The organism is Cryobacterium aureum, from assembly GCF_002954245.1.
In the GTDB taxonomy this organism is placed as follows: Bacteria; Actinomycetota; Actinomycetes; order Actinomycetales; family Microbacteriaceae; genus Cryobacterium; species Cryobacterium aureum.
Window position 1 is genome coordinate 34,598 of record NZ_PPTG01000014.1, and the last position, 25,416, is coordinate 60,013.

A 25,416-nucleotide genomic window follows, 5' to 3' on the forward strand; every position below is an offset into this window, starting at 1 on the left:
CCGTCGTGTTTGAAACTTTCTATCCCCAACTGATCGGCCTCTGCACCGGCGCCCTGCTGCTTACGAGCGCGCTCATGGTCTGGCGTCACTCCCTGCTCGCCTCGATCCGATTGCTCGCTCTGCAGGGCGTCGCCCTCGCCGCACTCGTCGCGGTGATCGGCATCGCCGAGGGCGAGTCCGAACTGGTGCTGGTGTCGCTCCTGATCCTGTCGGTGAAGGGCGTCGGCCTGCCCTGGGTACTCGCGCACCAGTCCAAGGCGTCGATCAAGCAGATTCAGGAGTCGCCCCGGCTCAACCCGACCGCCGCTCTGCTCGCCGTCACCCTACTGACCATTCTCAGCTACGTCGTGGTCAGCCGCGTCTTCGGCCTCGGTGACAGTGAGACCGGCCATGCTGCCCCGATCGGCCTGGCCATGGTGCTGATCGGTTTTCTGTTGCTGATCAGTCGCCGCCGCGCCCGCTCCCAACTCATCGGGTTTCTACTGCTCGACAACGGCATCGCCACCATCGCGTTCTTGACCAGCGGCGGCGTACCGATCCTGCTCGAGTTCGCCGTCTCCCTCGACGTTCTGCTGGTCGTGCTCATTCTGCACGTGTTCGCCGGCCGCATGCGCACCAAGTTCGGCGGCACGGCCGTCGATCAGCTCAGAGAGTTGCACGACTGATGTCATTTGTTCTATGGATTCCCCTGGTCGGCCCCCTCGCCGTCGCCGGCCTCAGCCTGCTGCTGCGCGGCTCGGCACTGCGCCGTTTCGTCGGCGTTGCCGCGTCAAGCGCCGTGCTCGTCTCCGGCCTGCTCCTAGTCAGCGCTGTCTTGAACGGCGACGTACCCGAAAGTGGCGGCGGCATGCTGCGCGCCGACGCCCTCTCCGCCTACATGCTCACCGTCGTCGGCGCGGTCGGACTCATCTCCACCTGGGGCGGCCTCAGCAGCGCCGCGTCGAGCCGCACCAAGGACGCCGCCGGCTACGAGGCTCTCATCGCCCTGTTCCTGGCCGCGATGTCACTCGCTGTGCTGGCCGACAGCATCGGCCTGATGTGGGCTGCCGTTGAGGCCACGACCATCGCCACCGCATTCCTGGTCGGCCACCACCGCACCCGCCGTTCCCTCGAAGCTGCCTGGAAATACGTCATCCTCGGCTCCGTCGGTGTCGCAATCGCGCTGCTCGGCATCGTGTTGATCTACGCCGCGTCGGTCGGCACCGACACCCCGACCCTGTCCTGGGTACTGCTGAGCCAATCCACGCGAGGCCTCGACCCGGCGCTCATCACCGCCGGCGGAGCCCTCGCCGTGCTTGGTTTCGCCACCAAGTCTGGCCTCGCCCCAATGCACAGCTGGCTGCCGGATGCCCACAGCCAGGCTCCAGCGCCGGTCTCCGGCCTCATGTCAGGCGTGCTGCTGTCGGTCGCGCTCTACGCGATCCTGCGCATCCAGTCGATCACCAACCTCGTGATCGGCCCGGAGTTTCTGCGCACCATGCTCAGCATCGGCGGCCTGCTGTCGCTGCTCGTGGCCGCCTCCCTGCTCATTCGCCAACGCGACTACAAGCGGATGCTCGCCTACTCCAGCATCGAGCACATGGGCCTGATGGCGATCGGTGTGGCGATCGGCCCAGCCGCCCTCCCCTCGGTGCTGCTGTACATCCTCGGTCACGGCCTGATCAAGGCCACCCTGTTCGTAATCTCAGGCCGCATCCTCAAGGTCGAGGGCACCCCGGTGATCTCGGATGTGCGCGCCTTGCTGGTGCGACGGCCGGGCCTCGCCGTGCCCTGGCTCATCGCCATGGCCGCCATCGTCGGCTTCCCCCCGTTCAGCATCTTCTTCTCCGAAGTCGGCATCATTATGGCCGGTTGGTCGGTGGGCCTCGGCGGCGTCGTTGGAGCGGCTCTCGTGCTGCTGCTCGTGATCTTCGCAGCGTTCACCCGCCTCACCGTGCAGATGACTATCGGTGCTCCCGCGGACGGCGCAGCGTTCACCCCGGACTACTCGACCCACGGCCCGCGCCTGCCGATCATTCTGGCCCTGGCCACGACGGCCTCGATCGCATTCGTGGCCGAACCGGTCGGCACTCTTCTGTTGCAGGCCACAGCCGTTCTCGGAGGTACCAACTAATGGCTGACGAACTCATGGCCGATGAGCTCCGCCACCTCGACCGCGCGGCCTTGCCGGCCGCCGCCGGCGCGCTTCTGGATGCCGGCAGCCGCCTGGCCCTGGTCGCCTGCCACGAGGACATCGACAACTTTCGCATCGTCTATTCTTTCGTCGGGGCCGCATCGTTGCGGGCCGACCTGGTGGTCACTGTGCCGCGTGACGATGCCTGGATTCCCAGTCTGGCCGAGATCTCACTGCCGGCCGGCAACTTCGAGCGCGGAATCCGTGACCTGTACGGCGTCGTTCCTCGCAATCACCCGCAGCCGCACCGTCTGGTGCGCCATGGCCACTGGCCGCGCGGCTGGTACCCGATGCTGCGCGCCAACGCGCTCGTGCCCGAGTTCGAGCCCGACGTGGAATCATTCCCCTTCGCGCCCGTTGAGGGACCCGGCGTCTATGAGATCGCCGTCGGTCCGATTCACGCCGGCATCATCGAGCCCGGCCACTTTCGCTTCTCCGTGGTCGGAGAAACCATCGTGCGGATGGAAGCCCGCCAGTGGTACCTGCACCGCGGTGTCGAAAAAGTGTTCGAGGGCAAGAGTGCGGCCGAAGGAGTACTCCTGGCCGAGCAGATCAGTGGCGACACCGCCGTTGGTCACTCCCTCGCCTTCGTCATGGCCGTTGAGCAGGCCGCTGGAATCGAGGTTTCGGAGCCCGACCGGCTTCTGCGCGCTCTGCTTCTGGAACTCGAGCGTCTCTACAACCACGTGACCGATCTTGGCTCCCTGGCCAATGACGTGGGGTTCGGCATCATTGACGCCCACGCCCAGGGGCTCCGTGAGCAATTACTTCGCATCAATAGGTCGGTCACCGGCCACCGCCTCCTGCGCGGTGCCCTCAGCGTCGGCGGCACCCGGGTGAACGCGCTTCCCGAAGCCGCCGATCTGGTGCGCATTGCCGCGGCCATGGCCGAACTGGTCAGCATCACGCTCGGCCATGCCATCGTGCGCGGCCGTTTCACCGGCACCGCCCGCCTCTCCAACGCGCACGCGACCCAGATCGGAACGCTCGGCTACGTCGCACGCGCATCGGGCATCGACACGGATGCCCGCAACGAGCATCCGTTCGTCAATCTTGGCGAAGTCTTCCACATCGTGACCGAAGACAGCGGTGACGTGCTCGCCCGCTATACCGTGCGCGCCCGTGAGGTAGAGGTGTCGACCGCGGTCGCCGTCGACCTACTGCGGCGTCTGAAGGGCCACACCGGCACTGCGTTCAGCGTGAACCCGACGACCGCCGGCACCGGACTGGCCCTCGTCGAAGCGTGGCGCGGAACAGCAACGCATCGGGTTGAACTTGCCACCGATGGCACGCTCGCCCGGGTCAAGGTCGTCGACCCGTCGTTCCTGAACTGGCCGGCCGTACCGGACGCCCTGGCTGAAACCATCGTTCCCGACTTTCCGCTGGCCAATAAGAGCTTCAACCTCTCCTATGCCGGCAACGACCTCTAGGCCGGTTCGCGAAGGTTCGGGCTGCAGCAGCAACTACTCCTGTTCGAGGTGGCGGAGCAGTGCGTGCGAGTCGGTGAGATTGGCCAGCACCATGCGCTTCGCTGCGGCCAGAAGTTCGATCGCACTCGGGTCGCGCAGCGCATAGAAGATGGAGTTGCCCTCCCGGCGGGTGATGACGACGCCGGCCCGGCGCAGTACGCCCAGCTGCTGGGACAGGTTGGACAGCTCGCAGCCGAGTGCTTCGGCGAGTGACCCCACCGAACGCTCGCCGGCGACGAGCTGTTCCAGCACCTGCACGCGCAATGGATGCCCGAGCGACTTGAACAAGTCGGACTTCAATTGGGCAGCGGGAAAACCTGAAGACAACACAGGTTGAGTATATCGCTACCTTATGATTCTTTCAACTAGATGGGGCCTCTCTCATCTGCGGCGCAGCACCCCGTCATTGAGGAGGGCACGCGCGTAGCCGAGGCCGTTGCCGAGCGCGTTCGGGTGAAAGTTGGCCGGCGCGAAGGGGTTCAGCGGGTCGAAGGCGAAATACGGTATTCGCGACCCGATACCATGCCCAGCGAACTCCTGCGAGGCATCAACGAAGCGGATGCGCGGTGTCGCCATGGCCGCAACGGATCCGGCAATAACCGTGTTCAGCGCGTCTGTGGCCCTATTGAGTACATCGCCCAGCGGGGAGAATCCGGGCTTGAACTGGCGCGGGTAGCTCAGTACCGCGATCTGCGCCCGCGGCAACGTCGCCGCTACAAGGCCGTACGTGCCCACGAGTTTGGGGGCGAGGGCGCTGAGCTGAGCCAGGCTGTTGTTGATGGCACCGAGGCAGACCGGACTGGCCGGGTCGGGCGCACAGGCCGCCAACACGACGTTGGAGCCGGCATCGATGCCGCCAACGGTCAAGGTGACCAGAGCGGTACTGGGGCTGACCCCCACCAGCTGAGCCGGGACATCCGCTGTGCTAGCCCCGGAGCACGCGTTGTTCGACACGAGTCTATAGGGGCTGACTACGGCCGAGAAGATCGGGTAGCTCGCCCGTTTGGAGCGCAGGCACGTGGTACCGTCGAGCACGTAGGGCGGGGCACCCTGACCCGAGGTGAATGAGTCGCCCAGAGCGACATAGCCGGGAGCGGAAGCGGCAATCGAGGCTGCGGGACCGGAATCGGTCTGGGCCAGGGCCGGGGCGCTCACCGCGCCGGCGAACAGGGCGGCCGTGAGCACGGCGACGGTGCCGAGGCGTGGCAGGAATCGCGAAACTAATCGTTGATTTTTCATGCCACGAACGTAGACCCGGTCATCAGACCCGGCAAGGCGTGTCAACGACTCGGATTCGGGCGACGCGCGCGAAAAGGCCCGCACTGCAAGCAGTGCGGGCCTTCCGTCTACCCGACCGACCTGGCGAGAGGTGATCGGGAGATCTATTGGGGCAGGTCAGACCTGGGTCTTAGGCCTCGATCGAAGCGTCTGCGCTGTCGGAGGCCGCAGCGCGACCCTCGGTGTCAGCAGGCTCTTCGAGTACCGGGGCGAGCGACAGCTTGCCACGGTCATCGATCTTCGTGATTTCCACGAGAACCTTCTGGCCGACGCCGAGCACGTCTTCGACATTTTCGACGCGCTTGCCACCAGCAAGCTTACGCACCTCTGAGATGTGCAGCAGACCATCCTTGCCAGGGAGCAACGAAACGAAGGCACCGAACGCGGCGATCTTGACGACGGTTCCGAGGAACTGCTCGCCAACCTCGGGGTTGGTCGGGTTCGCGATGGCGTTGACCTGGGCGCGAGCGGCCTCGGCCGACGGTCCGTCGACGGCGCCGATGTACACGGTGCCGTCTTCCTCGATCGAGATGTCGGCACCGGTGGTGTCCTGGATCGAGTTGATCGTCTTGCCCTTCGGGCCGATCAGCTCGCCGATCTTGTCGACGGGGATCTGCACGCTAATGACGCGGGGCGCGGTGGGCGCCATCTCGTCGGGAGCGTCGATCGCCGCGTTCAGCACGGAAAGGATCGTGGTGCGGGCATCCTTCGCCTGCGTCAGCGCGCCGGCCAGAACCGAGGCTGGGATGCCGTCGAGCTTGGTGTCGAGCTGGATCGCGGTGATGAATTCGCTTGTGCCGGCGACCTTGAAGTCCATGTCGCCGAGGGCGTCTTCGGCGCCGAGAATGTCGGTCAGGGCCGCGTAACGGGTCTGACCGTCAACGGTGTCGCTGATCAGGCCCATGGCGATGCCGGCGACCGGGGCGCGCAGCGGCACTCCGGCGTTCAGCAGCGACAGGGTGGAGGCGCAGACGGAACCCATCGAGGTGGATCCGTTGGAGCTGAGCGCCTCTGACACCTGACGGATGGCGTACGGGAACTCCTCACGCGACGGCAGCACGGGAACCAGGGCACGCTCGGCGAGCGCTCCGTGGCCGATCTCGCGGCGCTTCGGCGTTCCAACGCGGCCGGTTTCACCGGTCGAGTAGGGCGGGAAGTTGTAGTTGTGCATGTAGCGCTTCTTGGTGACCGGGCTCAGCGAGTCGATCGACTGCTCCAGCTTGAGCATGTTCAAGGTAGTGACGCCCAGGATCTGGGTTTCGCCGCGCTGGAAGATGGCCGAGCCGTGCACGCGCGGGATGACCGCTACTTCGGCGTCGAGCGGACGGATGTCTGCCAGCCCACGACCGTCGATGCGGATGCCCTCGTTGAGCACGCGTGAGCGCACAACGAGCTTGGTGACCGACTTGTAGGCCGCGTTGACCTGGTTGTTGGCGCTCGAGTCGAGCTCGCCGGCGTCAACCTTGGCCGCGATGGCGGTCTTGACCGATGCCTTGAGCGCGTCATCGGCGTTCTGACGTTCGACCTTGTCGGCGATCGTGTACACCGTCTTGAGCTGGTCGTACGACAGCGCAGCCACGGCGTCGTAGGTTGCCGGCTGGTACGGCGGGAACAACGCGAAGTCAGCGGTCGGCTTGGCGGCAGCGTCAGCTACCTGCTGCTGCGCGAAGACGAGCTGCTTAATGAAGGGCTTGGAAGCCTCGATGCCCTGGGCAACGACGGCTTCGTTCGGCGCGATGGCGCCACCCTTGATCAGGTTCCAGGCGGCGTCGGTGGCTTCGGCCTCGATCATCATGATCGCGACGTCCTGCACGCCGGCGGCATCCGTGACTACCCGGCCGGCAACGACCATGCTGAACACGGCGTCGTCCAGCTGTGAGTGCTTCGGGAAGGCAACCCACTGGCCGCCACCGTTCTCGTCGGGGATGAGGGCGACGCGAACGCCACCGATCGGTCCGGAGAACGGCAGGCCGGCGAGCTGGGTCGACATGGAGGCCGCGTTGATCGCGAGCACGTCGTACAATTCGTCGGGCTCGATGGCCAGGACGGTGATGACAACCTGGATCTCGTTGCGGAGACCGTCGACGAACGACGGGCGCAGCGGCCGGTCGATCAGGCGGCAGGTGAGGATCGCGTCGGTCGATGGACGACCTTCGCGGCGGAAGAAGCTGCCCGGAATGCGGCCGGCAGCGTACATGCGCTCTTCGACGTCGATGGTGAGCGGAAAGAAGTCGAAGTTGTCCTTCGGCTGCTTGCTGACGCTCGTGGCGGAGAGCAGCATCGTCTCTTCGTCAATGTAGGCGGCGGCAGAACCCTGCGCCTGCTGGGCGAGACGCCCGGTCTCAAAACGGATAGTGCGCTTGCCGTACTTGCCGTTATCGATAACGGTTTCGGCGAACGTGATTTCTGGACCCTCCATGTGGGGGTTTTCTCCTTTAAGTTTGCTTCTCGCCATGCTGGCGACGAAGGCTCGCGTGCCCGTATGACAGGCGAGTGGGACGAGGAGCCCGAACGGGCAGGACTAAGTGTGCGCGTCAACTGTTTTATTTCAACGCTGTCGCTTTGCTGGCCACCAGTAGAAATTCACCAGATTCAACGCCCTGGGGAACCACCACCGAGGACCAGCTTCCTACCAGCTGCGCTCCGGTTGCTCGGCCACTTCCGAAGAAGGACCGTACCGAGCTTATCAGACCCAGAATCAGCCCCGAACTGGGGCCACGTAGTCGGTGGGCACGGTCGGAGTCTCGGGCAGAGTAGCGGTGACTGAAAGGAGGGCGCGATTGTGCAGGGACTGAGACGACTACTAGTTGTCGGGATTATGCGCGCGTGGATGAAACTGGCTCTGCAGAACAGTGACACTATTCCACGGCCGACCGGACCTCCACAGGCCCACTCGCCGGGGACGAACAGCGATCGTGTGCTGATTCTTGGCGGCGGCACCGCTGCCGGTTGGGGAGTCACGAGCCACGATCTAGCGCTGCCCGGATCGTTGGCCCGTGCACTATCGACTCGAACGGGCCGCGGTACGGATGTGACCCTGGTTGCCGACCCCTTTGGATTTCTGGAAGGGCTCCCGAATCTGCTCATCGGACAAGATCTGAGCCAGATCAATGCGGTCGTCGTGTTTATCGGCGTGAATGATGCCGTGAATCTCACCACTGAACGGGCGTGGGAGCGAAACATGGGCCTGCTGCTCCGGGCCCTCGAACGGGAAACGTCCGACGGAACGTACATGTATGTGATGGACATCCAACCGATTCGAACAATCCCCGCTTTTGACAGCTTGCTCGGGTCCATCGCCAACGCGCACGCACGTCGTTTGACCGCGCGCACGGAGAGGGTGTGCCGAGGCATCCCGCGAACGGTGTACCTGCCACTAACTAAGAACACAATTCTTCTCTCCGGCCTGGTCTCCGGTCGGTATCGAAATTCATCGGACTACCGTCTGTGGGGCGAATTCCTGGCCCGCGAAATGGCCGATCGACTCGATCTGGCCCAGGACCATCTCGGCCCGAACAAGGCCAGGTCACTGCCGATCACAGCGCCGCGCGAGGTTGAGGCTGGTGACGAACCACGTGTGCGGGAGGCGCGCTTTGATCCGGTCCTAGCCTTGGCGCGACAGTCCTTCGGCACCGAGTCCGCGGCCTTCCTACTTCGCGATCATTCCGGGTTGCGAGTGGTGGCAAGTGCAGGACCGACGGATGACAATCCGGCGGGATCCGATTCCCTGTCGGCCACCGTCGTTATCCAGCCGGGAGCACTCGTGGTTGGCGATACCCAAAAAGACGAGCGTTTTCGCAGCAACTCGTACGTAACGGGTGCGCCGTTCGTGCGATTTTTCGCGGGGTTTCCGATCGAATCACCGTCGGGGGAACGAATCGGTATTCTGTGCGTGTTCGACCCGGAACCACGCATTCGTGCGGATATTGACATCGTGCTCCTGCGGCAACTGGCCCTGATGATTCAGGATGAACTGCACGCGATCAGATTGTGAAGGTATCGCGCCAGGCAAGGCCAGCGACGGTTTCGCCGGCCGGTCGGTACTCCAGGCCGATCCACCCGTCATAACCAAGAGTGCGCAGTTCGGCAAAGAATGAATTCCAGCCGATCTCGCCGGTGCCCGGCTCAGCGCGGCTGGGCGGGTCGGCGATCTGCACGTGGGCAACGTGCTGGAAGAGCGCGCGCAGGCGGCTGATCACATCGCCCTGCTGCACCTGGGCGTGGTAGACGTCGTAGAGGATTCTAAGGGACTCGCTGCCGACGGCTTCCACCACCGAAGCGGCCTGTTCAACGGACGCGAGCACGAATCCAGGAGCATCCCGCTGATTCATCGCTTCGAGCACGAGAATCACGTCGGTTGACGCCGCTTGCTCGGCCGCCCAGGCCAGGTTGGTGACATAGGTCGCGAAAGCACGATCCCACCGGACCCCCTCAGGAACCAGGCCGCCCATGACGTGGATGCGCGTCGCACCGAGACCGGACGCGTATTCCAGCGATCGAGAGATGCCATCGCGGAACTCGCGGACCGAGTCAGGTCGACAGGCGTAGCCGAACCTCGACGGGGACTTGCTCGCACCCGCTGGCGTGTTGATGAGTACCTGCTGCAGCCCGGCATCCGCCAGTCTGCAGCGCAATTGCGTGGGTGGAAAATCGTAGGGGTTCGCGTATTCGACGCCAGTGAATCCGGCCGCGGCCGCTGCATCGAAACGTTCCAGGAACGGTAGTTCCGTAAAGAGCCATTTGAGGTTCGCGTCCAGGCGGAGCGGGGTGTGTTCGCGCATAGCTATTTCCTCGTCGTCGCGGAGAGCGCTGTGCGGTCACACAGCGCGCAGACCGCTTCGTTCGTACGCGGCGCGGGCGACGTCACCGTTCAAGAATTTGAGCAGCGCCAGCGCCTCCGGCTTCGCCGCCGCCGCGTTGCTCAGGGCGGCCGCAAATTCGGTGAGGTGCTGGACCTCGTCTGGTAACGGCCCGACGATGGCAATTCCGGGCACGAAGGCGAGCTCGCTGAGCTGCTGCACCGCGAGATCGGCACGGCCGTCCCGCACGGCCATGCCGGTAAACCCCTTCGCGAGCGGAGTGGCTCGGGCATCAACTTCAGCGGCGATGCCGAGGCGCTCGATCAGCGTGCGAAAGTAGATGCCGCTTTGACCGGCCTGGGAATATGCGACAGAACGAGCGTTTCGCAGTGTGCTGGTGAGAGCCTGCACGGTGGAAATATCGGGCTTGTCGGCGCCGTCAGCCACGCCGATTCCGATGCCGGTCGTCACCAGCGGCACGACGGTCGACGGGTCGATGACACCGTCAATGCCCAGGCTCGCGAGGGCCGGGGAAGCGACGATGACGATGTCCGGCCGCTCCCCGGCAGCGAAGCGGCGTTGCAGTTCGGTGGTGGGGTCGAAGTGGGCATCGATCGTTATGCCCGTTTCAGCAGTGAAAGCGGCGAATATTTCGGCTTCGAGGGCCTTCTGAGTCGCCAGTCCGCTGAACAATACAACGCTCGGTTTCGTGTCGATCGGGTTGCTCATGATAGACATCCTGCCGTCGTTGGTAAAATTTATGACCGAGCAAGAACATATTGCCGGCACCCTGTAACTATAGGGGTATCCCGTATACTATAGCGGCTTGGAAGAATCGACCGTAGCGATGCGAGCGGCAGCACGCTGCTTGATACCGAGCACTGAGTGGCGGCGTCCGTAGGCGAAGTACACAATGAAGCCAACGACCAGCCAGACCGCGAAGCGCACCCAGGTGAGCGTTGTGAGGTTCAGCATCAGCCAGATACACAGCACGGCCGAGAGAATTGGAAGCACCGGCGAGAAGGGCACCTTGAAAGCGCGCGGCAGGTCGGGGCGCTTCTTGCGCAGCACGACCACGGCGATGCTGACCAGCACGAACGCTGACAGGGTACCGATATTGATCATTTCTTCGAGCACACCCACGTCGGTGAGACCGGCGATCACAGCAACGGCGGCGCCGGAGATAATCTGAATGCGTGCCGGGGTACGGCGTTTCTCGCTCGTCACGCTGAGCCAGCGCGGCAGCAGGCCGTCGCGGCTCATCGCGAACAGCACGCGGGAGAGGCCGAGCAACAGCACCATGATCACCGTCGTGAGACCGACCAGGATTCCGATCGAGATAACCTGAGCGGCCCAGCCCGCGCCGACAGCGACGAAGGCCGTCGCGAGGGAAGCCTTAGGGTCGTCAGCCAGCACCGTGTACGGCACCATGCCGGTGAGCACCAGGCTCACGCCGAGGTAGAGCACCGTGACGATGGCAAGCCCCGCGAAGATGCCTCGCGGCAGGGTCTTCTGCGGGTTTTTGACCTCTTCTGCGCTCGTGGCGACGACGTCGAAACCGATGAAGGCGAAGAAAACCAGGGACGCGCCGGCGAGCAGGCCGAACAGGCCGTACTGAGCGGGAGCTGCACCGGTCATGAACGAGAACAGCGACTGCATCCAGACGTCCCCCTCGCCCCCCGTCGTGGCTACCTCGGCCGGAATGAACGGGGTGTAATTTGCCGTGTTGATGAAGAAGGCACCGACGATGATGACGAAGACGACGATCGCGACCTTGATGATCGTGAACACGCTCGCGACCCGGGCCGACAGCTGAGTGCCGAGTACGAGCAGCGTGGTGAAGATCGCGACAATGACGAAGGCGCCCCAGCTCACGTCGAGTCCCAGCACGGGGATCGTGGACGGGACATTCCAACCGGCCAGATCGAACACCGTGCTGAGGTAGATGCCCCAGTATTTTGCGATCACGGCGGCCGCGGTGAGCATCTCAAGGATGAGGTCCCAGCCGATGATCCAGGCCAGCAGCTCTCCGAGGGTGGCGTAGGTGAAGGTGTACGCGGAACCGGCAACGGGAACGGCCGAGGCGAATTCGGCGTAACACATGATCGCCAGCGCACAGGTGAATGCGGCCAGCAGAAAGGCGAGGGTGACCGACGGACCGGCGTAGCTGCCGGCGGCCTTGGCGCCGACCGAGAAGATTCCAGCTCCGACGGCCACGGCGACGCCCATGATCATGAGGTCCCAGGTGCCGAGGGTGCGTTTAAGGCTGTGGCCCTTCTCCAGCGAGTCTGCTATCGAATCTTCAATACTCTTGGTGCGCCAGAGGCTCATGCGTAGTGGTATCCGTTCGTTATTGCCAACCCCTCATGCTAGCAACCCCGTTCTACCCCCGTTCGGCAGTCGCACGCACAACGGGCCGCCACCTACAAGGTGACGACCCGTTGTGAAGAAGTTCGCGTTATCAACGCTGCCCTCGCTTCGTGCAACTTAGCTACACGAAAACTAGCGACGCAGGCCGAGGCTGCCAATCAGTGTGCGGTACCGAGTGATGTCGATGTCCGACAGGTAACCGAGCAGACGGCGACGCTGACCAACCATAAGAAGCAGGCCACGACGTGAGTGGTGGTCGTGCTTGTGCTCTTTCAGGTGCTCCGTGAGGTCGAGAATGCGCTGCGTGAGCATTGCAATCTGAACTTCCGGGGACCCGGTGTCGCCTGGGTGGGTAGCGTACTTTTCGATGATCGCCTTCTTAGCATCTGGTTCGAGTGCCATAAAGTGGGATCCCCTTTCTCTCACTGCGCGGTGCCCTTGGCCAAATGCCTGAGCTCTCTTTATCCGCGGCCGTTAAACGGCAACCTATACACATTAGCAGAGTGAGCGGCCGACGCACACACGCTACTGGAATTGGCGCAGCCCATCGTGATCAGCACCAAACTGCGCCGGCGCGAAAGTTTTGTGTGCACCTGGGACGATTCCGCCGACGTGGGCAGCGGCTGGAGCGCCCATCTGGCTCGACCCGACGAGCACGCTCTACTACTACCGGTATTCCGGTAGCCGAATCCCGTCCATCAATCGGGAATGGATCGAGGCACTCATGCTCTCAGCCAATAGTGCCGGCGGCCTGGTTCTCATCATCGAGCCCGAGCCTTCGGCCCGAGCCCCGCGAAAACACGCCGCTAGCTCAGCTCGCCGAGAACGTCTTCGAGAGCGTGCAGAAAATGGTCGGCGCTGGCTACGGTGAGGCAGAGCGGCGGCTTGATCTTGAGCACGTTTTTGAAGTCGCCGGTAGGCTGCACGATGACGCCCCGCAGCAGCAATTCATCACAGAGCCGGGCGGCGGCGGCAGTGGCCGGGGTGAAGTCGACCCGGTCGCGCACCAGTTCGACGCCGAGGTAGAGCCCCATGCCGTAGACCGCGCCGACCAAGTCGAACCGTTCGCCGAGCTGTTCAAGCCCCACCTTGAGGTGCCGTCCGACGACCTCGGCGTTGCCTTGCAGGTCTTCATCGCGCATGATGTCAAGCACGGTGAGGCCGACGCGGCAGCTGAGCGGGCTGCCGCCGGCCGAGGAGAAGAACGGTCCGTCGTCGGCAAAGCGTTCGGCTATCTCGCGGCGGGTGATGACAGCGCCGAGCGGATGCCCGTTGCCCATCGCCTTGGCGATGGTGATGATGTCGGGAACCACGTTTTGCTGCTCGGTACCCCAGAAGTATCGGCCGAGGCGCGCATAGCTCACCTGCACCTCGTCGGCGATGCACAGCCCGCCGCTGGCGCGCACTTTCTCGTAGACACCGGTCAGGTAACCGTCGGGCAGCAGCACTCCGCCAGCATTGCCGAACACCGGTTCGGCGATGAATGCGGCCACCGTTCGCCCGTCGTCCGCCAGGGCCGCCAGGTCGCCGTCAAGGTCGTTAAGGTACTGCGGCGCCGACTGCATGCCCCGATACTTGCCGCGCACGGCGTTCGGCGCCTCGACCAGGTGCACCCAGTTTGGCCGGGTCTGAAGCGCCCTGGGGTTGTCGGCGACCGAGGAGGAGACGGCATCCGCCGCCATCGACCAGCCGTGATACGCCTCCCGCACCGAGAGAACGGTGTCATGGCCGGTGTACGTGAGGGCCAGGCGCAGGGCGAGGTCGACGGCCTCGGTGCCGCTGTTGACCAGAAAAACGGTGTCGAGCGGGTCGGGCGCGAGTTCGGCGAGACGTTCGGTAAACCGCACAAGCTCGCCGTAGTGAAAACGCGAGTTGGTGTTGAGCAGCGACCACTGGCTGCGGGCCGCCTCGGCGATGCGCGGATGCCCGTGACCGACGGTCGTGACGTTGTTGACCATGTCGACGTAACTCTGCCCGTGCGTGTCAATCAAATGGTGCTTCCAGCCGCGCTCGATCTGCGGCGGGGCCGCGTAGTAATGCTCCTGCACGCGCGCGAACGACGCGTGACGGCGCTGCAGCAGCGCGGCCGGATCGACGAGTGGGCGGGCAGTCTCCAACCCGATCAGGGCTGAGGGGTCGGGGCAGACCCGCTGCCACAGTGCGGCGCCCGAGGGTGCGACGAAAAACGGGGGACGGATGCCGCGCAGCCGACTGACCTGCACGGTCACCCGGGCGGTGGTCGTTCCGAGGCCGGAACCTGCCTGAATCCGTTGCCCATCGAGCCCTCCCCCGTGAACCCCGGTCAGCCACAGGTCGTAGTCTGCGCCCTCAAGCCGCACGGTGTCGACATCGACCACCGTGACGGTCCCGTCGATCGGCGCTGTCACCGGGCTGCCGGCAGGCAGATACACCTCGATTGCGAGGGTCAGGGTGACCGATTCCTCGGCCGTGTCGATGCGGGTCTGCGACAGGCGATACTCGCCGTAGCGGGTGACGGCGTGGCCCGAGCGCGCGGCGGTATCGGCTGCCACCCGCGCGTCAATGCCGGGTTCGAGCCAGACTCCGGCGTCGAACGCTGCGCTCGTGACCGACAGGTCGATGATCGCTTTGGGGTCGAGGGCGCCCGCCAGCGGGTGTTCGGTATACGCGATCGAAGCATCGGTCTGGGTCACCACGAAACGGATGAGGGCCTCGAGTTCGGCACCGTCCTGCTCGGCCGCGGTAGCGAAGGCGAGCCACTCGCGGGAGCGGTTGGCGTCGGCATAGTCGTTGTCGCCGTCGAGGTGTACCTGCTGCTCGCCGCTCACCACGAGCACCGCCGTGCGCAGCACGACCAGCGGCCAGAGGGCGGTGAGTTCAGTGTCGGTCAGCGGCACCTGCTTTGTGAATGCCTCGATTGCGTCGAGGACGGCGAGCGGATGCTGGGGGCTCCGGTACAGCACGCAGGCGCAGGTCGCGGCGAGTTCGGCCACAAGCCAGCCCTGGGCTACGTCGCCGAAGTCGATCACCCCGGTGATCGTCTCGGCTGCGTCAGCGCGATTCACCACGTTGTCGTCGGTCAGGTCACCGTGAATGGTCTGCACGCGTAGGTCGGCCGCAACCCGCGCGAGCTGCTGCCGGACGGCGTCGGTCACGGTGCGCAACCGCTCACGGCGCACCTCGTCGTCAACGTAGCCAAGAAGAGCATCGATGACCTCGCCGCAGCGCCGCAGATCCCACTGCGAAAAGCGATCGGTCCCCGGGTGTTCGAAGTCTGCGAGGCCCCGAACCATGCGCCCGGCCACGTCACCGAGCGCGCGAATCTGCCCGACCGACAGACGCACGACGTCGGTGAGCGGTTGCCCGTCGACGTAGGTCAGCAGTCGCAGATCGAGGTTCTGCCCGTCGATCGTTACGCGCTGAATCTCGCCGCCGTCGATCCCGGCGATCGCAGCTGGAAGGTCGAGCCCCAGGGTGCCGAGGTGCGCCAGAGCGGCGTTCTGGGCCTCGAGCTGCACCGTAGTGATGGCCGGGTTAGAGACTTTGAGAACGAGCGAGCCGGCATCAGTTTTGATCCGAAAGTTGCGGTCCTGGTTACTGCCAAGCTCGGTGACAACGCCCGAGACGCCGAACCGGTCGCGGGCCAGCTCGGTCGCCTGCTCGGGCGTCAGACGCGGGCGTGGCAGGTGAAAGGGACTCTGCTCGATCATGGTTCTCCAGTCACGCGGGTGGCAGCGGTGGCACGAGCAGGGTTGAACGGATGCCGCGGTCAGCGCTTCTGCAGGCGACGCTTGGGCGGGATGGCACGCGGGGCATCCGGGGTGTTCCAGGCCTTGGCGATGGCCCACGCGACAGCCGCGATCGGCACCGAGATCACGGCACCGACGATGCCACCGAGGATGGTTCCGGCGGTTAAGCCAACCAGAATCACGAGCGGGTGCAGCTTGAGCGACTGCGCCATGACGACGGGCTGCAGAAAGTTGCCCTCTAGCTGCTGGACTCCGATCACGATAAGAATGACGATAAGCGCGACGAAGGGCCCGCTCGCGACCAGCGCGACGAGCGCAGCCAGCACCCCGGCCGCCGTAGCGCCGATGAGTGGGATGAAACCTCCGATGAACACGATGACGGCCAGCGGCAGGGCGAGCGGCACTTGCAGAATGGCCAGGCCGATGCCGATCGCCGTCGCATCGACGGCGGCGACGATCGCCGTGCCGCGCACGTAGCCGCCGAGCACGCGCACCGAGGTCTGACCGATGCGGCGTCCGCGGGCCAGGCGCTCGCCCTTGAACGGGGTCAGGAAGAAATTCCAGATCTGGTCGCCGTCCTTGAGAAAGAAGAACAGAATGACCACGAGCAGCACGGCACCGGTGACCAGTGAGAAGACAGCGGATGCCCCGGCGAGCGCCCCGGTGCCGAATTGGCTGCTGGTGAGAAAATCGACGACATTATTGCGAGCGTCGGTGATCTGTTGCTCGTCAATCTCGATCGGTCCGTCAATGACAAACTGCTGCAGGTGGTCGATGCCTTCGGATGCCGAGGAGAACAGCTCGTCCCACTGGTCGCGTACCGCGAAGACGATGAGCGTGATAATACCGCCGAACACGGCGATGCCACCGAGGAGGGTGATCCAGGTGGCCAGGATGGCGGCGACGCCGCGCCGTCGCAGACCATTGATGACCGGGCTCAGCGCTGAAGCCAGGATGATGGCGATTAGCACCGGGATGACGACGAGCTTGAGTTGCACCAGGCCGAAGATGACCACGGAGGCCAGCAGGATGACGAGCAGAATCTGGCCGCTGCGCAGGCCTAGCCAGCCGAGCCGGTCAGTCAGGGGGGTGCGGGGAACGATGGGCGTGGGGTCGTCGTGTGCGCGCATGAACCCAGCCTAGACATCCGCTGGCCGAAAAACCCCGATCGACCGGCTTCTTTGACCGATTCAGTTCAGCATGGCGGCCACCGTGTCGAGGATGGATTCGTCGCCGGCATAGATTCCGTGCTCGCGTGGCCAGTGGCTGATCACGTCGGTGAAGCCGAGCTCGGCGGCCCGGCCGACGGCATCCTCAAACGCGTTCACGCTCTGCAGGGAATATGTTCCGCCGCTGTCGAGTGAGAGGTAGCGGTCGATAGCGGCGGGGTCGCGACCGGCGTCGCTGACGACGTCGTCGAGTCGGTCGGCGAGGCCGCGCAGGCTGGCCCACCACTCTTCTCCCTCGGCACCGTCTCGTCCGGTCGTCGCCCAGCCCTGCCCGAATCGGCTCACCAGCCCGAGGCCCTTCGGCCCGTTGGCGGCGATCAGGAACGGCACACGCGGGCGTGCCGGGTCGCTGGCAGTTGATGCCACCATCCGCGCGCCAACTGCGGTGTACCATTCGCCGGCAAAACTGATTCCGTCGGTTGAGCCCACTTCCTCGCCGCGCAACAGCAGGTCGAGGTCAGTGACGAATTCGGCGAACCGGTCGTGGCGCTGCCGGGGGCTGGACTCCGGCTGGCCGAGTACGCTCGCGTCAAAACCGGTGCCGCCCGACCCGATGCCGAGCAGAAATCGCCCGCCCGACACGTCGTCGGCCGTCGCGACATCCTTGGCGAACGGTACCGGATGCCGAAAGTTCGGCGACGAGACAAAGGTGCCGAGTGTGATCCGTTCGGTCACAGCCGCAGCGGCGGTCAGGGTGGGGATGGTCGCGTTCCACGGTTCGTCGGCGAGCGAGCGCCAGGACAAATGGTCGTAGGTGAAGGCGTGGTCAAAACCGTACTGCTCGGCGCCGAGCCATTTTCTGCGGGCAACGGGCCACGGGTCCTGGGGAAGGATGACGATTCCAAAGCGCATGAACCGAGTCTATTCAGCAGGGTCAAAACGCGCGGTTGCAATGTCGGCGGCGGGTGCCAGACTCTGCACATGGACACTCGCGAGCTCCACACCACATGCACGATCGTTCCGCCCTATCTGCTGGTGCGGCTGGCAAAACTTGACGATCCCCGATTTGCGCACGCTGCGGCGGCCGCCCGGGCTTCGCTGCTGCGGGACTCGCAGATTCGGCAGTTGCGGGGCGGGACGCATCCGTTTCCCTACTCGGGGGCGCGCGCCCTGCCGGCGCGCACCCCGGGTGAGTCTGACCGCACCATTTCGGATGCCGGTGGCCAGGAACGCCTGCCCGGTCGCCGGGTGCGCACCGAGGGTCAGCCTGCCGGCACTGACCCGGCCGTGAACGAGGCGTACGACGGGCTCGGTGCAACGCAAGCCCTGTTCTGGACCCAGTTCGGGCGCGACAGCATCGACGGCAACGGACTGCCCTTGGACGCGACCGTGCACTACGGCAAGCAGTACGACAACGCCTTCTGGGACGGCGAACGCATGGTGTTCGGCGATGGTGACGGGCAGGTTTTCACGCGCTTCACGATTTCGCCCAGTGTGATCGGGCACGAGCTCACCCACGGAGTCACCCAGTTCACGGCCAACCTCACCTACCAAGGCCAGTCGGGGGCGCTCAACGAGTCCATCTCCGACGTCTTCGGCACCCTGGTCGAGCAACACGTCAAGAACCAATCCACAGCTGAGGCCAGCTGGTTGATCGGCGAAGGCCTGTTCACCGACCAGGTCGAGGGCGTAGCCCTGCGTTCGATGAAAACGCCAGGGACCGCATACAACGACGATGTGCTCGGCAAAGATCCACAACCCGACAGCATGGCCGGGTACGTGGAAACCGACGACGACAACGGCGGAGTGCACCTCAATTCGGGCATTCCCAACCGCGCGTTCTACCTGGTCGCCGATGCCCTCGGCGGCAACGCCTGGGAGACGCCGGGCCACATTTGGTACGACACCCTCACCGGCGGGGCGCTGGCCCGCACCAGCGATTTCGCCGCGTTCGCCGCGGCAACGGCCGATACCGCGGCGCGCCTCTACGGCAATGGCGGTGCCGCCCACGACGCGGTCCTGCGAGCCTGGGCGATGGTGGGCGTGGTGGCGGCAATTCCGTCGCCGCTTCCCAATCAACCAGCCCCACCGGCATCCCCGAGGCCGGCAGGCGTACCCCGACCTCCGGAGTAGCATCACGGTATGAAAGTCATCGTCTCCCGCAGCGGCGGGATGGCGGGCATCCGCCTGACCTGGGAAGTGCGAGTCGAAGAACAACCCGACCCGAATACGTGGGCCGAGTTTCTGAACTCCCTGCCCTGGGACGACGTCACCGACAGCGAGGCTACCCCCGACCGATTCGTCTACCGCATTCGGTGCTCCCCGCACGAGGTGGTGCTCGCCGAACCCCAAGTGAACGGGCCGTGGCGCGATCTGGTCAACCGGGTCAGGGCCGCCAACGGTATGTAGCGCCCCTGACCCATTTCAGGCGTTAGGCCTTCGGATGACGCCCCCAGCGCGGGCGACGCGTCGGATCGTCGGTCAGTGCCGCCTCGATGTGCCCGTCGACCTGGTCACCGAAGTGGTCGTCAAAGTTCTCCTCGAGATGCGCGGTGACGGACTTACCGATCCGGCGGGCCATCTCCTCCCGGCGCTGACGTCGTTCGGCAGCCACCAAATCCTCGTGTTCGACGCGGAAGGCCTTGTAGAGAGCAATACACATGCCGATCATGACGATGCTCACCGGAATAGCGGTCAAAATCGCACCGGTCTGCAGAGCGGCCAGTCCACCAGCCAACAGCAGTGCGATGGCCACGAGCCCGCCGAGGCCGGCCCACATGATGCGGCTCCACTTGGGCGGATTGGTGTCCCCGCCGGATGCGAGCATGTCGATCACGAGCGAACCTGAGTCGGCGGAGGTGATGAAGAAGATCGCAATAACGATCACCGCGAGCACCGAAAGGATCACGCCGAACGGCAGGGTGCCCAGAAAGCTGAACAGCACATTCTCGGGGATAATGCCGACCTTGGGGTCGAAGAGCCCGCCGCCGTCACCTTCCCAGGCCTGACGGATAGCGCTGCCGCCCATGACCGCGAACCAGACGAACGTGACCAGGGTCGGAACGAGCAGCACGCCGGCAATGAACTGGCGAACCGTGCGTCCACGTGAAATGCGCGCGATGAACACGCCAACGAACGGTGCCCACGAGATCCACCAGCCCCAGTAGAAGATCGTCCAGGCACCCTGGAAGTCGAGGCCAGCCTGGCCGGTGAACGCTCCGGTGTCAAAGGTGAGTCCGACAACGTTCTGAAAGTAGCCACCGATCGACTGCACGAGCAAACGCAGCAGGTACATCGTGGGGCCGAGCAGCAGCACGGCTACGAGCAGAAAGCCAGCCATGCCGAGGTTAATGTTGGACAGCCACTTGATGCCCTTGCCGACGCCGCTGACAACCGAAGCCGTCGCGATGATGGTGATGACGACGATCAAAATGATGAGCAGGGTATTAGTGACCTCGCCGACCACACCGAGAAAGCTCAATCCGGCGGCGATCTGCTTGACACCGAGTCCGAGAGAGGTCGCGACACCGAACAGGGTACCGACGATGGCGATCACGTCGATCGCGTCACCGAGGCGCCCCTTGACCCGCCGCGTCCCGAGGAGCGGCTCGAGGGCCCAGCGGATGGAAACCGGCCGCCCCTTCCGGTGGATCGAGTAAGCGAGGGCTAGGCCGACAACGGCATAGATGGCCCAGGCGTGGAACCCCCAGTGCAGGAAGGTCTGCGACATCGCAGCGGAGGCGAGATCCGCGGAATCGCCGGTCACGCCCGGCTTCGGAGTCGTGAAGAAGGTGAGGGGTTCTGAGGCCCCCCAGAAGACCAGACCGATGCCCATCCCGGCAGCGAAGAGCATCGAGAACCAGCTCATCAGGCCGAATTCGGGTTCGTCGTCGTCTTTACCCAGCTTGATGTCGCCGAAACGGCTCAGGCCCATCCAAATGGCGAACACGACGAAAGCCGCGACGATGACCATATAGTACGGGCCGAGGCCGGCCACCACCCAACCCTGCAGCAGGGCGAGAACGCTGCCCGTCCGCACGGGAAAAGTGATGGCGACGATGACGACGGCCAAAATGATGCCGAGTGCCGGGTAGAACACTCGCGGTGCCGGAACGGCGAAACGACGGGGTTTGGGTGGACTGCTGTGCGACGGTTTCGCCGGTACTTCGGGTAGTGCACTCACTGTGGAACCCTCTCTAGAATAGATCGCAACGAGCGACAAAACCCCTCAGGATTAAACCGCTTGTGCACCGCCAGGTGCCTGCCCCGCTGGGCAAAACTCCAGTTTACAGGTAAAACACCCCCAATTGGGGGCAAAGTATTTTAGGCGCCCGCTGTGGTGGAAAACACGCCGGCGCTCTGGCCCTGAGGCCCGGGGCGTGTGACGATGGACCATGACTTTCAATGACGTCAACGAGGCTGCATCGGCGTGCAAAATCTCAGCGAAGAGGAATGCTGGAATGTCTTGCTCTCGGCCAGTCTGGGCCGCCTCGCCGTGGCCGTTGGCGGCATCCCCGATATCTTTCCGGTCAATTTCGTCGCCGCCGACCGGCACTTGCTCTTTCGCACCGCGTCGGGCACCAAACTAATCGAGCTCACGGTCAACAACCGGGTCGCTTTCGAAACGGATGGCGTGGGTCGCGACGACGCGTGGAGCGTCGTCGTGCACGGAACGGCCCGGGCGCTCGACACCCAGCGGGAGATCGACGACGCCGCCGCCCTGCCGCTGCGACCGCTGATCCCCACGGTCAAGCCGGTGTTCGTCGAGATCGTGCCGGAGTCCATCACCGGACGGCGGTTTTCACTCGGCCCGGAGCCGACGGCGGCTCTGCTCTAGCCTCAGCGCACTAGCGTTGTAGTGCGCCCCTCACCACGAACCGGGGCAAACAGGAGTGCCGTGCCCGCCATGCTCAATCTCACGGTGCACGTGAAGCCCGGCAGCCGCAAAGGCCCGCTCGTGGTGGACGATCCGGAGAGCACATCGGACCACGCATCCGTTACGGTCTTTCTGCAGCAGCGGGCCGTCGAGGGCGCCGCGAACGACGCCCTCGTGGCACTGCTGGCCAAGCACTTCACGGTGGCCAAGCGCGATGTGAGCATCATCCGCGGTCACACGTCGAAGATCAAACACCTGCGCATCGACCGGTCGTAGTCAGGACCGGTCGTAGTCAGGGCCGGTCGTAGTCAGGGTCGAACGACTCAGCTCACGCCGAGCAGGTCGATCACGAAGATCAGGGTCTGGCCGGAGAGGCGGTGACCGGAACCGGCCGGCCCGTAGGCGAGGTGCGGGGGCACAACGAGCTTGCGCCGGCCACCGACCTTCATGCCGGGAATACCTTCCTGCCAGCCGGCGATGAGCGAGCGCAGCGGAAAGTTGATCGACTGGCGGCGGTTCCAGGATGAGTCGAACTCGTCGCCGGACGCAAATTCGACACCGAGGTAATGCACGTCGACGGTCGCGCCGGCGGTAGCCTCGGCACCGTCACCAACGACAACATCGGTAATCTCGAGCTGTTCGGGGGCAGCGCCCTCCGGGAAGTCAATTTCGGGCTTGGAATTCAAATCAGTCATACCCCCATCCAACCGGATTCGGCGCCGAATTGCACACCGGCCGCCCACCTCGGACGACAGAGAAAATAATGCTTGCGCCAGCCCGCTCACGGGTGCATTCTTGGTATACACCAACTCGTCGCATCGGGAGAGTCGTCGGCACTGCCACACCACCGAAGCGGCGAGTTTCTGTTGGTGCCGTTATCCCAGCACGTCGGCCCGATGATTCATCAGCCGTCCGAGCAGTCGAGCTTCCTGGGCGTGCAGGGCCGGAGTGCTCTGGCCCCGAACGAGACGGTCGCGCACGAAGGCGAGGCGGGTCGCATCCGTTATGAAGTGACGCATTGCGAGCTTCTTCGGGCGTTGCTGGCGTCTGCCCCAGGCGAGCGCCTGGCGTCGCCCGGCGCCCGTGCCGAGCATGGAGACCTCGGCCGCGGTGAACCAGCCGGCCTGAGAATATTCGTGCAGCCGCCGCAGGGTGATGCGGGCCTCCTGCCGGCGTAGAAACAGCACGATGAGAATTGCGGCGATGAACAGCGGCACCTGCACGACCGCGTAGTAGATGAGCACAGCGGCGTCGCCGCTGAGCACAAAGGTGGACCCGTTCCACAGCGCGTGCAGGAGGATCGCGGGGATCAGGCCGAGCAGAAAATAACCGACCGCCCCGCCCTTGCCTGCGCTGCGCCGCCCGGCCAGGCCGAGGGCAAGCCCCGTGCAGATCGTGAACGTGACGTGCGCGAACGGCGAAAAGACCCCGCGCAGCAAGAACGTGATGCCGAGGCTCTGCGCGTTGCCCTCGGTCATGGCCAGTCCGAAGTATTGAATGTTCTCCGAGAACGCAAAGCCGGCCGCAATCGTCGCGGCGTAGACGACGCCGTCGACCGGGCCGTCGAAGTGCCTCCGCACCGCCCAGAACAGTACGAGAATGCCGAAGCCCTTGGCGACTTCCTCTACGATCGGGGCCTGAATGACGGCGGATGCGAAATCACTCCCGGTCAGTGCCCCCGCGCTGGCCGCTATCGTGATCTGAACACCGAGGTCGAAAAGCAGAGCGGTGATGATGGAGATGCCGGCACCCCACAGCAGGGCGAAAATGAAGGCGGGTCGCGGCTCCGGGTCCCAGCGGTCGATCCAGCGCACCGCGAGCAGCACGACAGCGAGCGGCACCAGCGCCAGGATCAGCCCGACGAGTAGGGCGCCGGCGCCGAGGAACGTGGTGAGGTACAAAAACACGGCGAGCAGGGCCAGCCCGGCGACCACGATGCCGATCACGGCCAGTACGATCGGGCCGACGCGAGCTGGGCGCACCGGCTGGCTCCAAACCGGCTGCACCGGCGACGGACTCGGCTGCACGGGCCACTGCGGGAATGGCTGCGGCTGGCCTGGCTGCTGGCCTGGCGGCTGGTCGAGGCTCATTACTCGAGAATACCGGCGCGGGCGGCGCGGCTCAGGCAGCAAACATCGTGCCGGGGTTTAGAAGATCGAGCGGATCAAAGACCGCTTTGAGCTGACGTTGCAGCGCGAGGCTCGTATCGCCGATCTCATCGCGCAACCAGCGGCGTTTCAGCACACCGACGCCGTGTTCTCCGGTGAGGGTGCCGCCGAGGGCGAGCGCGGCCTGGAACATCTCGTCGGCGGCGGCCCAGATCTCGTCGGGCACTGCCGCATCCGCTGCTCCTTCGCGTGGAATAACGAAATTCGGGTGCAGGTTGCCGTCGCCGGCGTGGGCGACGGTGGGAATGGGAATGCCGGTGCGAGCGCTGATTTCGGCGATCGCGGCGAACATCTCGGCCATACGCGAGCGCGGCACCGACACATCTTCGATCAGCACGCGGCCGAACTGCTCCAGGGCCGGGTGCATGGCGCGGCGGATGGCCAGCAGGCGGTCGCCGGAGGCAGCATCCGTCGACAGGCTGGCTTCGCCGCCGGCCGCCCGCAACACGGCAACGGCCTGTTCGGCTTCGGCGAGCGCAGCCGGGCCGTCGGTCTGCACGAGCAGGAATGCGCCGCGACCGAGCGGCAAACCGGCCGAACCCTCTGGCCCGAGGTAGGCGGCGACCAGGCCGAGCGCGACCGGGTCGATCAGTTCCATGACGGCGGGGCGGATGCGTGCGGCCGTGATCGCCGCGCTGCCTGCGGCCGCCGCCGTGACAGTGTCGAAAACCGCACCGATGGTGGCTACGGTGCCTGCCGTGAGCGCGCGCACCCGCACGGTCGCTTCGACGATGACGCCGAGGGTCCCCTCGGAGCCGGTGAGCAGGGCGGTGAGATCGTAGCCGGTGACGCCTTTAACGGTGCGGTGCCCGGTGCGCAGCAAGCTGCCGTCGGCGAGCACGACGGTCAGGCCGAGCACCGCTTCCCGGGTGACGCCGTATTTGGCGCAGAGCAGGCCGCCGGCGTTCGTGGCGATATTGCCGCCGACGGTGGAAATGGCTTTGCTGGCCGGATCGGGGGCAAACCACAGGTTCTGCTGGGCGAGCGCGTCGTTCAGGTGCTGGTTGATCACCCCGGCTTCGACCACGGCGAGTTCGTCGTCAGGGTTGATTTCCAGGATGCGGGTCAGCCCGGCCACACTAAGCACGATGGACCCGTCGGTGCCGCAGGCTCCGCCGGAGAGTCCCGTTCCGGCGCCGCGGGTGACCACCGGCACGCGGAATTCGGTGGCGATGCGCAGCACCGCCTGCACGTGAGCGACCGTGGTGGCGCGCACGATGGCGAGGGGTGTGCCGTCGGCGATCCAGCCGGATTTGTCGGTGCGGCTGGCAGCGAGGTCGAGTTGTGCAGTGCTGACGATGTCGCCAAGCTCGGACTGGAGGCGCAGCAGTGCGTTCATCCCCCCAGCCTATCGACGAGCACCCAGGTCCGATTTCCGCTACCGTC

General features: G+C 64.9%; 23 protein-coding genes. 9 read left to right on the plus strand and 14 right to left on the minus strand.

Translation table 11 applies throughout. From position 1 onward, the window contains the following. Window positions 1-5 precede the first annotated feature (5 nt). Genes CJ028_RS05780 through CJ028_RS05790 form a run of 3 tightly spaced genes read left to right on the plus strand, consistent with a single transcriptional unit; the run spans window position 6 to window position 3,603 of the window. On the plus strand, window positions 6-665 hold the full coding sequence (locus CJ028_RS05780) for a hypothetical protein (protein ID WP_105034333.1): 660 nt from the start codon (window positions 6-8) through the stop codon (window positions 663-665). Next, entirely contained in the window at window positions 665-2,113 is a 1,449-nt protein-coding gene (locus tag CJ028_RS05785) for a proton-conducting transporter transmembrane domain-containing protein (RefSeq protein ID WP_105034334.1), read from the plus strand. The genes CJ028_RS05780 and CJ028_RS05785 overlap by 1 nt, the downstream gene beginning before the upstream one ends. Then, window positions 2,113-3,603 carry a hydrogenase large subunit gene (locus CJ028_RS05790; protein ID WP_205683952.1) on the plus strand — a complete coding sequence of 497 codons (1,491 nt, stop codon included), beginning with the start codon at window positions 2,113-2,115 and terminating at the stop codon, window positions 3,601-3,603. The genes CJ028_RS05785 and CJ028_RS05790 overlap by 1 nt, the downstream gene beginning before the upstream one ends. Window positions 3,604-3,636: 33 nt before the next feature. Here the strand turns inward: CJ028_RS05790 and CJ028_RS05795 are convergent, their stop codons facing one another. The 3 genes from CJ028_RS05795 to CJ028_RS05805 all read right to left on the minus strand — a co-directional run bounded on the left by CJ028_RS05795 (window position 3,637) and on the right by CJ028_RS05805 (window position 7,339). Next, entirely contained in the window at window positions 3,637-3,972 is a 336-nt protein-coding gene (locus CJ028_RS05795; RefSeq protein WP_205683953.1) for an ArsR/SmtB family transcription factor, read from the minus strand. A 51-nt stretch (window positions 3,973-4,023) separates the two neighbouring features. After that, window positions 4,024-4,881: an SGNH/GDSL hydrolase family protein gene (locus tag CJ028_RS05800; RefSeq protein ID WP_129590396.1), complete on the minus strand. Its 858-nt coding sequence runs from the start codon at window positions 4,879-4,881 to the stop codon at window positions 4,024-4,026. A 169-nt stretch (window positions 4,882-5,050) separates the two neighbouring features. Further along, window positions 5,051-7,339 (minus strand): polyribonucleotide nucleotidyltransferase, encoded by a 2,289-nt coding sequence (locus tag CJ028_RS05805; protein ID WP_105034336.1) that lies wholly within the window; start codon window positions 7,337-7,339, stop codon window positions 5,051-5,053. 498 nt (window positions 7,340-7,837) lie between these two features. Here CJ028_RS05805 and CJ028_RS05810 point away from each other — a divergent pair, with 498 nt between their 5' ends. Beyond that, window positions 7,838-8,914, plus strand: a complete 1,077-nt coding sequence (locus CJ028_RS05810; protein WP_161498904.1) for a GAF domain-containing protein — start codon at window positions 7,838-7,840, stop codon at window positions 8,912-8,914. Here CJ028_RS05810 and CJ028_RS05815 read toward each other — a convergent pair. From CJ028_RS05815 to rpsO, 4 genes are all read right to left on the minus strand, one after another. Beyond that, window positions 8,904-9,701: a hydroxypyruvate isomerase family protein gene (locus tag CJ028_RS05815; RefSeq protein ID WP_105034338.1), complete on the minus strand. Its 798-nt coding sequence runs from the start codon at window positions 9,699-9,701 to the stop codon at window positions 8,904-8,906. The two genes, CJ028_RS05810 and CJ028_RS05815, sit on opposite strands and share 11 nt — an antisense overlap. Before the next feature lie 36 nt (window positions 9,702-9,737). Then, entirely contained in the window at window positions 9,738-10,448 is a 711-nt protein-coding gene (locus CJ028_RS05820; protein ID WP_105034339.1) for a substrate-binding domain-containing protein, read from the minus strand. Window positions 10,449-10,535: 87 nt separating this feature from the next. Then, window positions 10,536-12,050: an amino acid permease gene (locus CJ028_RS05825; RefSeq protein WP_105034340.1), complete on the minus strand. Its 1,515-nt coding sequence runs from the start codon at window positions 12,048-12,050 to the stop codon at window positions 10,536-10,538. 171 nt (window positions 12,051-12,221) lie between these two features. Beyond that, window positions 12,222-12,491, minus strand: coding sequence for a 30S ribosomal protein S15 (gene rpsO / locus CJ028_RS05830; RefSeq protein WP_092112143.1), 270 nt, complete (start codon window positions 12,489-12,491; stop codon window positions 12,222-12,224). Window positions 12,492-12,672: 181 nt separating this feature from the next. On the opposite strand from rpsO, the gene CJ028_RS22060 reads away from it, so the two are divergent. Next, window positions 12,673-12,960 (plus strand): DUF7882 family protein, encoded by a 288-nt coding sequence (locus tag CJ028_RS22060; RefSeq protein ID WP_439099029.1) that lies wholly within the window; start codon window positions 12,673-12,675, stop codon window positions 12,958-12,960. On the opposite strand, the gene CJ028_RS05835 is transcribed toward CJ028_RS22060, so the two are convergent. The 3 genes from CJ028_RS05835 to CJ028_RS05845 are packed head-to-tail and all read right to left on the minus strand — an operon-like array spanning window position 12,896 to window position 17,898. Further along, entirely contained in the window at window positions 12,896-15,778 is a 2,883-nt protein-coding gene (locus CJ028_RS05835; RefSeq protein WP_105034341.1) for an aminotransferase, read from the minus strand. The genes CJ028_RS22060 and CJ028_RS05835 overlap by 65 nt on opposite strands. 59 nt (window positions 15,779-15,837) lie before the next feature. Beyond that, a complete protein-coding gene (locus CJ028_RS05840) occupies window positions 15,838-16,947 on the minus strand; it encodes an AI-2E family transporter (protein WP_105034342.1) in 1,110 nt (369 codons plus the stop codon). Window positions 16,948-17,007: 60 nt separating this feature from the next. Continuing rightward, the gene (locus CJ028_RS05845) at window positions 17,008-17,898 is read right to left on the minus strand and encodes an LLM class flavin-dependent oxidoreductase (RefSeq protein WP_105034343.1); all 891 of its coding nucleotides are present in this window, start codon (window positions 17,896-17,898) and stop codon (window positions 17,008-17,010) included. A gap of 69 nt (window positions 17,899-17,967) precedes the next feature. Here CJ028_RS05845 and CJ028_RS05850 point away from each other — a divergent pair, with 69 nt between their 5' ends. Continuing rightward, entirely contained in the window at window positions 17,968-19,119 is a 1,152-nt protein-coding gene (locus CJ028_RS05850) for a M4 family metallopeptidase (RefSeq protein ID WP_105034344.1), read from the plus strand. A 9-nt stretch (window positions 19,120-19,128) separates the two neighbouring features. Further along, window positions 19,129-19,395 carry a protealysin inhibitor emfourin gene (locus tag CJ028_RS05855; RefSeq protein WP_129590398.1) on the plus strand — a complete coding sequence of 89 codons (267 nt, stop codon included), beginning with the start codon at window positions 19,129-19,131 and terminating at the stop codon, window positions 19,393-19,395. A gap of 22 nt (window positions 19,396-19,417) precedes the next feature. Here CJ028_RS05855 and CJ028_RS05860 read toward each other — a convergent pair whose 3' ends face one another. Beyond that, window positions 19,418-21,169: a BCCT family transporter gene (locus tag CJ028_RS05860; RefSeq protein WP_240607120.1), complete on the minus strand. Its 1,752-nt coding sequence runs from the start codon at window positions 21,167-21,169 to the stop codon at window positions 19,418-19,420. A 246-nt stretch (window positions 21,170-21,415) separates the two neighbouring features. Between CJ028_RS05860 and CJ028_RS05865 the strand changes: the two genes are divergently transcribed. Both CJ028_RS05865 and CJ028_RS05870 read left to right on the plus strand, forming a co-directional pair. Further along, a complete protein-coding gene (locus CJ028_RS05865; RefSeq protein ID WP_240607121.1) occupies window positions 21,416-21,823 on the plus strand; it encodes a pyridoxamine 5'-phosphate oxidase family protein in 408 nt (135 codons plus the stop codon). A gap of 69 nt (window positions 21,824-21,892) precedes the next feature. Further along, window positions 21,893-22,138: a DUF167 domain-containing protein gene (locus CJ028_RS05870; protein ID WP_105034348.1), complete on the plus strand. Its 246-nt coding sequence runs from the start codon at window positions 21,893-21,895 to the stop codon at window positions 22,136-22,138. A 47-nt stretch (window positions 22,139-22,185) separates the two neighbouring features. Here the strand turns inward: CJ028_RS05870 and CJ028_RS05875 are convergent, their stop codons facing one another. The 3 genes from CJ028_RS05875 to CJ028_RS05885 form a co-directional block, all read right to left on the minus strand. Then, entirely contained in the window at window positions 22,186-22,557 is a 372-nt protein-coding gene (locus CJ028_RS05875; protein WP_105034349.1) for an FKBP-type peptidyl-prolyl cis-trans isomerase, read from the minus strand. Window positions 22,558-22,737: 180 nt separating this feature from the next. Next, on the minus strand, window positions 22,738-23,952 hold the full coding sequence (locus tag CJ028_RS05880; protein WP_105034350.1) for a PrsW family intramembrane metalloprotease: 1,215 nt from the start codon (window positions 23,950-23,952) through the stop codon (window positions 22,738-22,740). Between the two features lie 31 nt (window positions 23,953-23,983). Continuing rightward, complete coding sequence (locus tag CJ028_RS05885; RefSeq protein WP_105034351.1) at window positions 23,984-25,369, minus strand: FAD-binding oxidoreductase; 1,386 nt, start codon at window positions 25,367-25,369, stop codon at window positions 23,984-23,986. Window positions 25,370-25,416: the final 47 nt, after the last annotated feature.

Coding starts and splice junctions, on each gene's coding strand:
- CJ028_RS05880 (WP_105034350.1), bottom strand. CDS start 23,952: ATGAGCCTCGACCAGCCGCCAGGCCAGCAGCCAGGCCAGCCGCAGCCA.
- CJ028_RS05790 (WP_205683952.1), top strand. CDS start 2,113: ATGGCTGACGAACTCATGGCCGATGAGCTCCGCCACCTCGACCGCGCG.
- CJ028_RS05885 (WP_105034351.1), bottom strand. CDS start 25,369: ATGAACGCACTGCTGCGCCTCCAGTCCGAGCTTGGCGACATCGTCAGC.
- CJ028_RS05825 (WP_105034340.1), bottom strand. CDS start 12,050: ATGAGCCTCTGGCGCACCAAGAGTATTGAAGATTCGATAGCAGACTCG.
- CJ028_RS05805 (WP_105034336.1), bottom strand. CDS start 7,339: ATGGAGGGTCCAGAAATCACGTTCGCCGAAACCGTTATCGATAACGGC.
- CJ028_RS05820 (WP_105034339.1), bottom strand. CDS start 10,448: ATGAGCAACCCGATCGACACGAAACCGAGCGTTGTATTGTTCAGCGGA.
- CJ028_RS05870 (WP_105034348.1), top strand. CDS start 21,893: ATGCTCAATCTCACGGTGCACGTGAAGCCCGGCAGCCGCAAAGGCCCG.
- CJ028_RS05835 (WP_105034341.1), bottom strand. CDS start 15,778: ATGATCGAGCAGAGTCCCTTTCACCTGCCACGCCCGCGTCTGACGCCC.
- rpsO (WP_092112143.1), bottom strand. CDS start 12,491: ATGGCACTCGAACCAGATGCTAAGAAGGCGATCATCGAAAAGTACGCT.
- CJ028_RS05840 (WP_105034342.1), bottom strand. CDS start 16,947: ATGCGCGCACACGACGACCCCACGCCCATCGTTCCCCGCACCCCCCTG.
- CJ028_RS05815 (WP_105034338.1), bottom strand. CDS start 9,701: ATGCGCGAACACACCCCGCTCCGCCTGGACGCGAACCTCAAATGGCTC.
- CJ028_RS05785 (WP_105034334.1), top strand. CDS start 665: ATGTCATTTGTTCTATGGATTCCCCTGGTCGGCCCCCTCGCCGTCGCC.
- CJ028_RS05855 (WP_129590398.1), top strand. CDS start 19,129: ATGAAAGTCATCGTCTCCCGCAGCGGCGGGATGGCGGGCATCCGCCTG.
- CJ028_RS05850 (WP_105034344.1), top strand. CDS start 17,968: ATGGACACTCGCGAGCTCCACACCACATGCACGATCGTTCCGCCCTAT.
- CJ028_RS05800 (WP_129590396.1), bottom strand. CDS start 4,881: ATGAAAAATCAACGATTAGTTTCGCGATTCCTGCCACGCCTCGGCACC.
- CJ028_RS05845 (WP_105034343.1), bottom strand. CDS start 17,898: ATGCGCTTTGGAATCGTCATCCTTCCCCAGGACCCGTGGCCCGTTGCC.
- CJ028_RS05875 (WP_105034349.1), bottom strand. CDS start 22,557: ATGACTGATTTGAATTCCAAGCCCGAAATTGACTTCCCGGAGGGCGCT.